The organism is Micromonospora trifolii, from assembly GCF_050516465.1.
Lineage (GTDB): Bacteria > Actinomycetota > Actinomycetes > Mycobacteriales > Micromonosporaceae > Micromonospora > Micromonospora trifolii.
In genome coordinates this window covers 761,349-772,117 of record NZ_CP191526.1, presented here as the reverse complement: position 1 = coordinate 772,117, position 10,769 = coordinate 761,349, and the positions used below count along the sequence as shown (strand labels likewise).

13 protein-coding genes are annotated in these 10,769 nt (G+C 67.5%); 5 read left to right on the top strand and 8 right to left on the bottom strand.

Annotation, left to right across the window (positions count from 1 at the left end; translation table 11 throughout):
- Positions 1-345 precede the first annotated feature (345 nt).
- Positions 346-543 (top strand): hypothetical protein, encoded by a 198-nt coding sequence (locus ACQRWP_RS03590; RefSeq protein WP_430500771.1) that lies wholly within the window; start codon positions 346-348, stop codon positions 541-543.
- Positions 544-645: 102 nt separating this feature from the next.
- Here the strand turns inward: ACQRWP_RS03590 and ACQRWP_RS03585 are convergent, their stop codons facing one another.
- On the bottom strand, positions 646-1,773 hold the full coding sequence (locus ACQRWP_RS03585) for a glycoside hydrolase family 53 protein (protein WP_430500770.1): 1,128 nt from the start codon (positions 1,771-1,773) through the stop codon (positions 646-648).
- A gap of 9 nt (positions 1,774-1,782) precedes the next feature.
- Positions 1,783-2,958, bottom strand: coding sequence for a cellulose binding domain-containing protein (locus ACQRWP_RS03580; protein WP_430500769.1), 1,176 nt, complete (start codon positions 2,956-2,958; stop codon positions 1,783-1,785).
- A 206-nt stretch (positions 2,959-3,164) separates the two neighbouring features.
- Here ACQRWP_RS03580 and ACQRWP_RS03575 point away from each other — a divergent pair, with 206 nt between their 5' ends.
- On the top strand, positions 3,165-3,992 hold the full coding sequence (locus ACQRWP_RS03575) for an SAM-dependent methyltransferase (protein WP_430500768.1): 828 nt from the start codon (positions 3,165-3,167) through the stop codon (positions 3,990-3,992).
- A gap of 90 nt (positions 3,993-4,082) precedes the next feature.
- On the opposite strand, the gene ACQRWP_RS03570 is transcribed toward ACQRWP_RS03575, so the two are convergent.
- From ACQRWP_RS03570 to ACQRWP_RS03550, 5 genes are all read right to left on the bottom strand, one after another.
- A complete protein-coding gene (locus ACQRWP_RS03570; RefSeq protein WP_430500767.1) occupies positions 4,083-4,490 on the bottom strand; it encodes a nitroreductase family deazaflavin-dependent oxidoreductase in 408 nt (135 codons plus the stop codon).
- Between the two features lie 858 nt (positions 4,491-5,348).
- Positions 5,349-5,765 (bottom strand): nuclear transport factor 2 family protein, encoded by a 417-nt coding sequence (locus ACQRWP_RS03565; RefSeq protein ID WP_430500766.1) that lies wholly within the window; start codon positions 5,763-5,765, stop codon positions 5,349-5,351.
- A 208-nt stretch (positions 5,766-5,973) separates the two neighbouring features.
- Positions 5,974-6,393, bottom strand: coding sequence for a nuclear transport factor 2 family protein (locus tag ACQRWP_RS03560; RefSeq protein WP_430500765.1), 420 nt, complete (start codon positions 6,391-6,393; stop codon positions 5,974-5,976).
- A 125-nt stretch (positions 6,394-6,518) separates the two neighbouring features.
- Positions 6,519-6,962, bottom strand: coding sequence for a VOC family protein (locus ACQRWP_RS03555; RefSeq protein WP_430500764.1), 444 nt, complete (start codon positions 6,960-6,962; stop codon positions 6,519-6,521).
- Positions 6,963-7,128: 166 nt separating this feature from the next.
- Complete coding sequence (locus tag ACQRWP_RS03550) at positions 7,129-7,878, bottom strand: SDR family oxidoreductase (RefSeq protein WP_430500763.1); 750 nt, start codon at positions 7,876-7,878, stop codon at positions 7,129-7,131.
- A gap of 193 nt (positions 7,879-8,071) precedes the next feature.
- Here ACQRWP_RS03550 and ACQRWP_RS03545 point away from each other — a divergent pair, with 193 nt between their 5' ends.
- Positions 8,072-8,518 carry an Rrf2 family transcriptional regulator gene (locus tag ACQRWP_RS03545; protein ID WP_430500762.1) on the top strand — a complete coding sequence of 149 codons (447 nt, stop codon included), beginning with the start codon at positions 8,072-8,074 and terminating at the stop codon, positions 8,516-8,518.
- 351 nt (positions 8,519-8,869) lie between these two features.
- Here ACQRWP_RS03545 and ACQRWP_RS03540 read toward each other — a convergent pair whose 3' ends face one another.
- Complete coding sequence (locus tag ACQRWP_RS03540; RefSeq protein ID WP_430500761.1) at positions 8,870-9,322, bottom strand: GNAT family N-acetyltransferase; 453 nt, start codon at positions 9,320-9,322, stop codon at positions 8,870-8,872.
- A gap of 739 nt (positions 9,323-10,061) precedes the next feature.
- Here ACQRWP_RS03540 and ACQRWP_RS03535 point away from each other — a divergent pair.
- On the top strand, positions 10,062-10,454 hold the full coding sequence (locus tag ACQRWP_RS03535) for a YbaB/EbfC family nucleoid-associated protein (protein ID WP_430500760.1): 393 nt from the start codon (positions 10,062-10,064) through the stop codon (positions 10,452-10,454).
- Positions 10,454-10,768: a type VII secretion target gene (locus ACQRWP_RS03530; RefSeq protein ID WP_091400878.1), complete on the top strand. Its 315-nt coding sequence runs from the start codon at positions 10,454-10,456 to the stop codon at positions 10,766-10,768. Before ACQRWP_RS03535 ends, ACQRWP_RS03530 begins: the two co-directional genes overlap by 1 nt.
- The last annotated feature ends 1 nt before the right edge of the window (position 10,769 follow it).

The window sequence follows — 10,769 nt, the reverse complement described above, 5'->3', positions numbered from 1 at the left end:
CCTCCATGGAATGCGGGCCGTCGCTGCCGGCACCCCCGCGTTCGCGACTGGCGCCGCACCTCGTTGGACGGGACCGCCCCAAGTGCTTGACCCTTCAAATTTCCACCGGTAGCCTTTTGGCATTCATCCACGGCTATCTATTTAAGTAGGTGAACCGTGTTGTTGAAATCCATCGTCCTCGCCGCGTCCGTCGCCAGCGTGCTGGCCACCGCCCCCGCCGCTTCGGCGGCAAGCTCCCCAGCATCAAACGAAGCCTGGCTACCCGGGAACTGTCCGCAGGGCACGTTCTGCATCTGGCCCAACTGGGATCACCCCGCAGAGGGCCCTACCGCGACTCCGTCTCTGGTGACCACCAGCGAGTGGCCCGGCAATGTCCCGGCCTTCAACTTCTACAACCGCACCTCCCGCAACGCCGAGATCACCTGGTCCTACAACTACCTCGGGACGCAGCTTTCCGGCGCGATCTGCGCTCGCCCCGGTGGCGGGGACCTGTATGTGCCCATGTTCGTGACGAAGGTGAGTTGGCAGCCGCGTACCTGCTGATCCCTCGCCCGCCGCCCGACAGTGGTTCGGCGACGGATCGTGGCCGCTGCCCGAGCGGCCTTGGCAGAGACCAGAAAACGTCGCCGCGCGTCCGGCCCATGGTCAGGGCGTCCACCGTACGCCCGGGTTCACCCGCCCGGACCAGTCGAAGACGGCCATGTTGTCCCACTGGTTTCCGGTGCCGTTGATGTTGGCCGGGTCCCAACCGTTGCCGCGGACGGCGTACCAGGTCGGTTCCCAGTAGAAGACGCCGATGGCCCCCGCGTTGCGGGCGGTGTTCTGCACCCAGTCGAACTCCTGGGCCTGCCCGGACCAGGTCGCGCTGATGCCGTCACAGGTCGCGTCGCCGATGGCGTTCGGCTCGCCGTCCGCGTTGTTGCGGGTGAAGGGGTACGCGGTCTCCACGATCACCACCGGCTTGCCGTAGCGCCCGCGCAGGTCGACGATGTTGTTGTAGAGGTTCGCCAGGGTGCCGTGCCACATGCAGTAGTACGACTGGGCGGTGATGTCCCACTGCACACCCTGGGCGCGGATGCCATCGTAGAACCATCGGGCGTTGGCGTTGCTGTCGGCGTTGGCGGTATGGATCATCACCGGTATGCCGCTGCCGCACGCCTTTGTCGCGTTGTAACCCTGCTTCAGCAGGCCAGCCAGCGGGGCGAAGTCGTTGTTGACGACCCTGCCCTCGTTCCACAGCATCCCGACGTTGATCTCGTTGCCGATCTGCACGCTGTCCGGTGGGGTGCCCTCCCCCCTGAGGCTGGAGCAGACGTCGTAGGTGAAGGTGTAGACGTCGGTACGCAGTTGGCTCAGGCTGTGCCCGGCCCAGGCGGCCGGCTTGTACTGCTTGCCCGGGTCGGCCCAGGTGTCGGAGTAGTGGAAGTCGATGAGCACCTTGAGGCCCTTCGCCCTGGCCGCCCTCGCCTGGGCCAACACCGCGCTCTTGTTGTTGTAGCCGCTGATCGGGTTGTTCCAGACGCGCAGTCGGACGTAGTTGACGCCGACGGACTTCAAGATGTCCAGTGGGTCGCGGGCGACGCCGCCGGCGTCGTAGTACTTGGCACCCAGATCCAGGCTGCGCTGCAACGAGGAGACGTCGGCGCCCCGCATGGTGAGCGTGTTCGCGGCGGAGACGGGCGCCGGCGCGGCGCCGAGTGTGGCGGCGACGACGAGGATGCCGGCCGTGACAGCCCCGATCAGGACCCTGGGGCGGCGCTGGGGTGTGCTCACGAGGCTCCTTCAGCCCACGGTGCAGGAAGCGCCGTTCAGCGAGAAGCCGGTCGGCGGCGCGTCGCTGACGCCCCACCGCCCCTGGACGCCGAAGGTCGCAGAGCTGTTTGGCGCGAGGACGCGGTTCCAGTCGACGTTACGAGCGGTCACTGTGGTCCCGGTCTGGCCGATCGTGGCGTTCCACCCCGACGTGACCTGCTGGTCTCCCGGGAAACTGAAGGTGACGGCCCAGCCGTCGATCGGTGCCGCCGAAACGTTGTGGACCGTCGCCGTGGCCACGAAACCGCCCTGCCACTCGGACTGGTTCCGGTAGGTCACCCGGCAGGTCGAGGGCGGCGGGGGCGTCGGAGTGGTCGTCGTCGTCGGCAGAGTGACAGTATTGGACGCGATCGACACGTTGCCCACCGCGTCCCGAGCACGCACGTAGTACAGGTTCCGCAGCGGCGTCGAAGCGGGTAGCGGCGTCGTGTACGTCGTACCCGGCACGGTGGCGACCAGCTGCGAGGTGAACCAGCCGTCGAACCGGTAGACGTTGTACCCGAGCACGCCGACGTCGTCCGTCGCCGGCGACCAGGACAACGTGCCGGTCGAGGCGGTCACCTCGCCGACTGTCAGGTTCTGCGGCGCGCTCGGCGGGGTGGTGTCCAGGCCGGTGTCCGTCACCGGGGTGACCACTGTCAGCGCGTCCGACCAGTTCGAGCGTTGCCCGAGACTGTCCCGGGCGATCAATCGGAACGTGTACTGCTGGCCCGACCCAAGGGAGTTGGTGATGGTGGTGCTGGTGACGGCCCCGACGCTGGCACTGAAGACGATGTCGCCGAACTCCTGGTAATACGTGATGTCGTACCCCGCGATGGCGCAGCAGCCGGACGTGGCGGCCGTCCAGGTGAGGGTGACCGACGCGGTCCGGACCTCGCTGGCGGTCAGGTTCGTGGGCGCACTCGGCGGCGTACTGGACGGCGCAGTCGGCGTTGGCGGGGCGCTCCCGGCCGGCGCTGCGACGGACACCGCGGCCCCACCGGGCGCTGGGACGACCCTCGGGTACGCGGCGGGCGTCACGGTGCCGGCGTCGGCCGCCGGTGCGACGCTCAGAGCGGTGCCGAGCACCGCCGCCGACAGCACGACGGCGGTCAGCAGACCCTGCCGCAGACGGCGGAACAGCGAGGACGAGCGAACGCCTGTCATACGTCGACGATGCCGCAAGAGATTGATGATCGCCAACGTGTCTCACGCCTCGGCCGATGACAGGAACTGCTCCTGACGCCTGGGCCGCGTCGCTGGGAGCGATACCAGTGGGGCAAAATTCAACGCTTCCGGTCGCTACACTCGCCGGAACGCCGGCACCGCCGCAGACCTCGACCTGCGCCAATCCCCATCGATAGGAGACGCCTGTGACCCGCGACAAGGCGGCACCACCCGGCATCGACCCCAGTGTTCCCAGCGTTGCCCGGGTCTATGACTTCTTCCTGGGCGGCAAGGACAACTTCGAGGTCGACCGGAAGGTCGCCGAGCACGCCCTGCGGATCACACCGGACGGGCCAGCAGCCGGCCAGGCCAACCGGGCCTTTCTGCGTCGAGTGATTCGCTTCCTCGTCACCGAGGCGGGCATCGACCAGTTCCTCGACATCGGATCAGGGCTGCCCACCCAGGGCAACGTGCACGAGGTCGCCACCGACCAGAACCCAAAGGCTCAGGTGGTCTATGTGGACAATGACCCCATAGTCCTGACGCACGGGCGGGCCCTGCTCGCCGCCGAGGGCACCGCGACGGTGATCCAGGCCGACATCCGTGAGCCGCAGGTGATCCTCAACCACCCGGACGTACGCCGGTTCCTCGACTTCGACCGGCCCATCGGGTTGCTACTTTTCGCGATCCTGCATCACCTCGGCGACGACGAGGACCCGAAGGCGGTGGCGGCCGCGTTGATCGACGCGCTGCCCTCCGGCAGTTACGTGGCGATCTCGCACTTCCGCGACCCGGGCGAGCGGGACCCGGAGGGCTCCCGCAAGGCCCGCGAGGTCGAGCGGGTCTTCAACGAGTCGCTGGGCACCGGCCGCTGGCGTACGGACGAGGAGATCCTCTCGTTCGCCGATGGGCTGACAGTGCTGGAGCCGGGGCTGGTGCCGCTGGCCGAGTGGCGTCCAGAGCCGGACGCACCGGCCACGGTGCAGACCGACACCTATCACACCTTCGTCGGGCTCCTCGCCCGCAAACCGTAGGCGCCTTCTGCCGTTGAGGTCCGTCGGCGGGAGCGCGCCCTGCCGACGGATCCACGCGTCAGATCTGAACTGGGGTTGTACCGTCTCCGCCTACGGCGCAGGTTCCAGTACGAGGACTGGGATCTGGCGGGTGGTCTTCCGCTCGTAGTCGGCGAAGCCTGGATACGCGGCCTTCAGCGGGCTCCAGATCCGTTCGCGCTCATCCCCGACGGCAACTCTGGCGACCAACTCGATCTTGTCCGTACCGATCTCCGCATGGACCTTCGGGTGAGCGAGCAGGTTGTAGTACCAGTCCGGATTGGTGGGCGCGCCGCCCTTGGACGCGAACACGGCATAACCGCCGTCCACCTTCTGGTACATCATCGGGTTCACGCGAGGCTGGCCGCTCTTGGCACCGACCGTGTGCAACAGCAGCAGCGGAGCGCCGGCGAACTGACCGCCAACCTGCCCACCGTTGGCGCGAAACTCCGCGATGATCTTGTCGTTGAAGTCGCTCATGCCCACTCCTCGCCTCCGCGCACCGGCTCCATCAACAAGATTCTGACAGCCCCAGGCGCCCACTTGTTCAACCCGCTCGGCGTGACCGGTCCTGGATCAACCGCAAGAAGATGCGCATCGCGAGCACCACGATCACGACCACGGCTGGAATGGCCATAAGAGTCCAAGGTCTATCGAGCAGGTTGGCAGTCCCGAGTAGGGCGACCGCGAGACCCTCCCATAGCAACTCGCGCCCACTGAGAAGTTCTCTGCGAGGCGGCTGCTGGCCCTGCCGTCTTTCTGTCCGCAAGCGCCGAACTGCATGCAGCACGAACACCACGCCAAATCCGAGGCAGACCGGGCCCGCCAGAAAGTCCAGCGCGTTCGGCACGATTCCTCCAAGAGGCTTGCTCGGCTGCCAGGGGAAGCACCGAGCGACGAACCGATCTTGCCATCACCTTCGACTCCCCGCTGGTCCCATCTCCGCTGCGGCTTGCCAGCTCACGGCGGGTTGACGCGCCGGTAGCCGGCAACGCCGCACCGACTCTGAACTGCGGCAACGTGGAGCCGCAAGCAGGGGTGGGTGCAGTTGAACGCCGTTCGATGCCGTTGGGCGCAGTTCAAGGCTGTTCAGGGCACCCCGTTGCTCCCAACCTGCTCCCCCAAACCGGGCTCGCAGTAGCCCGGATCCGATGGGCGCCCCGACGTCTTGAGCGCCGTCAGTGCCGGCATCGACGGTCGGGTTGGTGTCGCGCTCGATCGGTGGACGGATCTATGCCGGCTCGCGCACGCCGCGGCAGCCGCCGTTCGTCAACCGCAGCGTCCCGCCGGAAATGTCGGCAGGCGTGCCCCGCCATGATGGCGGGTTACTCGATCCCGTTATTCGGCGTAGGCGTTGGCGACCTGAAAAGAGTCCTCGTAGAGGCGAAACTTGATGATCTTGTCGCCGCTGACCTGGAAATGCATGGCCACGGCCATCTCATACCGTCGGCCGGTGTTGCGAGCGACGCGCCCGAAGCGTCCCAGCATCACCGCGTTGTCCCCGTCGTACAGGATCGCCTCGATCTCGTCGACGTTCTCCTCCGGCACGATGTTGGCGCCGAGTGTCCGCAGGTAGTCAGCGACGTCGGCGCGCTTGGAACGCCTACCCGTCCACGGTATCGACGGCGATCCGGGCACGTCCCAGTCAAGGTCGTCGCTGAAGAGCATGGCGATGTCATCCGGGTTGGCGCCGCCGCCGACCATGCCGAAGAATTGCTCGACAACATCACGAGTTGTCATGGTGTCTACCTCCATTGGTTACTGCCGGAAGACGGGCGCCCAACCCCGCTGTTCGCCCTCTCCTTCGCGTGCGATGTCCGCAGGGCTGTAGGCGGCGTGGCGTTGCGGTCGCTCAAGCCGCCTGCGGCGTTCATTGAGCCGACGCGGGGGAATGCCCGTGGGAGGCTCCCCACCTGCTGGCCGGTGACCATGTGCCTGCGCCGTCGTTGGCGGTCGGACCTGTCTACTGGTCGGCCGGGATGTCGTCCACCCCGTTGGGCAGCATGGCGCGGGCGGCCCGGACGAGGTCGAGTGACTCGCGGAGAAGCGTGATCTTGCCGCTGTCGGCGACGAGGCGTCCGGCGTACATCTGGCTGAAGACACGGCCGGTGACGGTCCGACGCTCGACCGAGTACTCGCCGAAGGCTTGATCTGGGGTGTCGATGAGGACCTCGACGCTGTCGAAGCCAAAGTCGGGCACCACCTTCAGCAGGCCGACGATGAACGTGCGGATCTCGTCCGGGCCGACGATGCGGGGCGGTAGCCCGATCGAGGTCAGGTACGGCAGTTCGATGACGCCGTCGTCGGTGAACAGTGCCGCCGTGGCATCTGGGTCAGCGATGGTGGCGGTGTAGGCCAGCATCAGTTCGCCTGCGCTTCTCATCTGGTGTCCCTTTCCGGGAAGCGTGCTCTGGTGGTGGGCGTCGCGCCCTCGCGGGGGACGGGCCAGGGGCTGGCTCCGACGCCACGACTTCGGACACGGCCCGGCCACCCCGGCGCAGAGTCGGCTCAGCCGACCGGACTGGCGCCGGCTTGGAAGACGTTGATGAAGTTGCCGTCGGTGTCCCGGATGGCGGTGGAGACACTTCCCTCACCAAGGTCCAACTGGTCCCAGACGATGGTGACGCCGAGGTCGCGGAACCGGTTAGTGGCCTGCGCGAGGTCGTCGACCCGCAGGACGAGGGCTTTGTTGCCGATAGGCCGGATGTGCTCCGGCGGGTTGAGGAACATGTCGGGTACGCGGTATCCGTCGGCGGGCTGGAGCAGTTCGAGCCGGAAGCCGTGGCCTTCGATGTAGGCGACGTCCGCATTGATGGCGTCGAACCGGGACCGTGCGGTCTCGTTGAGCCCGAAGACGTCGTGCCACCACCGCACGGCAGCGTCGATGTCGCTGACCGTGATGGTGATGTTGTGCAGGGACAGGGTGAATCCGACGTCGGTGTCGCTGGGCATGATGTCCTCTGTTGGAAAGTAGTGGTGGTGGGCGCCCGTCCGCCGGCCATTGCCGGTCGCGGACCCGACCAGCCGGTGTGTTCCCGAGGTCTCGGGTCAGTATCTCAACGGCGTGGCGTCCGCCGGGGCGGATCGGTGGTCTCCCACGGCGACAGGCGGGAGGCGCTTAGACCTGGTTGACGCCGCCGTCAACGAACAGCTCGATGCCGGTGATGAAGCTGCTCTGGTCACCGGCCAGGAACAGGGCGGCCGAGGCGATCTCGTCGGGCGTACCCATTCGACCCAGCGGAACCTTCCTGGCCAGGAAGCCCTTGAGCTGTGCGGCCTTCTCCTCGTCGGAAGCGAGACCGGTGATGCCGGGGGTGTCGGTGGGGCCCGGGGTGAGTGTGTTCACGCGGACCTGACGGCCCTTGAGTTCGTTGGCCCAGGTCCGGGCGAAGGATCGCACGGCGGCCTTGGAGGCGCCGTAGACGCCGAAGGCCTCATTGCCGACGCTCGCGGACGTGGATCCGGTCAGGATCACCGAGGCACCGTCGTTCAGCAGGGGCAGCGCCTTCTGCACGGTGAACAGCAGGCCCTTGACGTTGGTGTCGAAAATCTGGTCGAAGTGGTCCTCGGAGACCTCTTCGAGGCGGCGGAAGGACCCCCCGCCCGCGTTGGCGAACAGCACATCGACGCGCCGGCCCTGCTCTTCGACGGCTGCGTAGAGCCTGTCCAGGTCGCCGAGATCCGCAGCGTCGCCCCGGACGCCGGTGACGCCGTTACCGATCTCGGCGACGGCCGCGGCGAGAGCGTCCTCACGGCGGCCGGTGATGAACACCTGCGCGCCCTCCGCAGCGAACCGGCGGGCGGCCGCCAGGCCGATCCCGCTCGTGCCGCCGGTGACCACTGCCGTCTTGCCCTGAAGCTGACCCATGAGCTGCCTTCCAATCGTGTCGCAGTCGCTAGCGAGGTGGAGATGCGCCGCCGCTGATCGCCGTGTATGGCGGTGCCCTCGGCGCAAGCTTTGATGTAACAATAACGGTTACATCTGGCCGCGACAAATGGGTCATGCCGGACGGAGTGGATGTAGCATCTGTGGTTACAGTGAGCGGGCGGAGATGGGTGCGATGAGCGGAAACAGCAGGTTGTGCGTCGCCGTACACGTGTTGACGTGGATGGCCCTGGATCAGCGCGACCCAGCGGCAGTGGCCACCTCCCAGCGCATCGCCGTCAGCGTCAACACCAACCCGGTGGTCATCCGCCGCTGCCTCGGCCAGCTCCGCGAGGCCGGCCTCGTGCGGTCCCAACGGGGCGCGGGCGCCGGCTGGCACCTGACCCGCGAACCGGAGTCGATCACGCTGCTCGACACGTACCTCGCGGTTGGCGATGACGAGCCGCTCTTCGCGCTGCACAATTCACCACCGAGCGACTCCTGCCCGGTCGGGTTCGGCATCCAGCCGGCCCTGCGTCAGGTCTTCGGCCGCCTCGACGTGGCCGTACGACGTGAGCTGGCGGCCACCACCGTCGCGGACATGCTCCGCGACGTGCTGGCGCAGCAGCCCGCGACAGCCTGACGGCGCGCGCCGCGATCGCTGCGGTGCTGGCGACGGGACCGGGTGTCCCGACGGCGGACGCTGCTGCACTGCTGGCGTCAGGCGAGGCGCTGCATTCGGACCGACGCCGCTCTCAGCGGACAACCCTGGCCCACTCCCCCGCCGCAGGGGTAGGCGTTCAACACTTTGCGCTGTATTGATTTCGCTGGCGGGCGTAGCCTACGGCCTGATCTTGGCCATGTCGGGCCGCTCGGTGTCGAAGCTTGGACCCCCCGGAAACCGGTTTCGCCATCTTCAGCGTCGGCGGCCAAGGCTCGACCTCTTGAGACTGGGCTACCGGTTGGCCGCACTCGGCGGCCAACCGGTACGCCGTCAGAGGGCCATGTAGTAGCGAACCAAGGGCATGGCTGTCATGCCGAGACTGCCGTAGAACGCCCTGGCCGAGTCGTGGAACCGGTCGCCTCCCGTGCCGATCGATACGACCTCGGCCCCAGCCTGCCTCATCGCTTCGAAGGCGTGGGTGCATAGCGCTGTGCCGACGTGGTGCCGGCGCTGGTTCGCTGCCACACCAATGATGTCGATCTCACCGCTGCGCTTTTCCGGGTTCATCTGCCATGCGGCAAATCCGAGGAGCGCATCGGCATCCTCGGCGACGACAACATGCTTGTTGTTCTGCGGGTCATGCAGCCCGACCCACATCTCGCGGTAGTCCTCACGCCAGGTGCCATGCTGGTTGTCCATGATGGTGTCGCCCACGATCGACCGGAACGAGTCCTCGTAGAACGGGCCGAAGGTGGCGATGGTCAATTCGAGCACCGGCTCCATGTCGGATGACCGAAACGGACGTAGATTCATGATGTTCAGTGCCTTTCGTCTGAGGACGTGTCGAACAGCCCGACCTGACCGACAGGTCGGGCAACTCGCGGCTCAGATCGAGCCGCCCCTCAGAAGCGGGTGCGCCCAGCGGCGAAGCACTGCATGATCCGGACAGTACCCAACGCCGCGCCACCCAGCCATCCTCACTGTCTGCCGCGGCCTGCTCGGCTTGCCCGGGTCGGTGGCAGGCGGCATGGCTGGCCGCAACCACCCACGGACCGTGACTCGCCAGCGGAGCCCCGGCCATCCTGGAGCCGGAGCGCCCCACCGGAGGCGTGGTAACCGCAACTCCGCGGCCGCCGCCAGCTCGCCGACGCGGCCGGCGTGCGCCCAGGCGGCGGCGCGTGCGGCCCGTTGCGGGCCGCCTCGATAGACGTACAGAAAGTCCTCCCATACGCCAGCGGGCGGCCGTCCTGCCCTGCCGGATGCCTCGCAGGTCAGTGAGTAGAAAACCGGTGGTTCGGCAACGAACGACCACGCTACGGTTCGCGGATGCGCATCCTGCCCGGCGCGACGAAGAGGTCGTTCGCCGGGTCGCGATCTTCGACATCGCACACTCGAGCTGAGCGGCCCAGCACGGCTTCACTGCCGTCCACGATGGCCGCATCGCTCGGCGATCCTGGTGTAGCGGGCCGCGGCTACACTGGCGCCTCTGAATCCCTTGCTCGGCAACCGAAACGGAGGCGCGATGGGTAATCCGCTGTTGGACGCCGAGGATGCGCGGGAACGCCTGGAGGCATGGCAGGCCAATGCCTCGCGCCGGGCCGCCGACACGCAGGCCGCCAGTGCCGGCTTGCGCGCGCTGCGGGTCACGGCCAGCGACGCCCACGGGATCGTCGAGGTCACCGTCGACTCCACGGGGACGATGGCCGACGTCCGGCTCTCCGCGCGTGTGCAGCGCGTGAGTCTGGAGCAGACGCAGCAGGCGATCATGGGCGCCTATCGCAACGCGCGGGTGAAGCTCGCCGAGGCCGCTGCCGAGGTCGTGCGGGAGACGGTCGGCGCCGACTCGGCGACCGGCCGGGCCCTGCTGGCCGGATTCCGGACCGGCGACACCGAGGACGAAGAGGGGCGTTACTGATGCACGGGGGATTCGAGGTCGACGTCGAGGCCCTGCGCGCGCACGCCACGGCCATGTTGGCCATTCACGACCGCTTCGCCGCCGTCAAGGCCGCGAGCGGCACCATCTTCCAGGCCGACGAGGCGTACGGGCAGCTCTGCCAGTTCCTACCGCCCATCCTGGAGGGACGCCACCGGGACCAGGACAAGGGCGTGGGGATGCTCGCCGAGAACATCGCGCTGCTCGCCGCGGGAATCAAGAAAACCGCCGACGCCTACGAGCGGACCGAGGAGTCGACCACCGACGGCTTCAACTCCTTCCACTCCGCGACCTGAG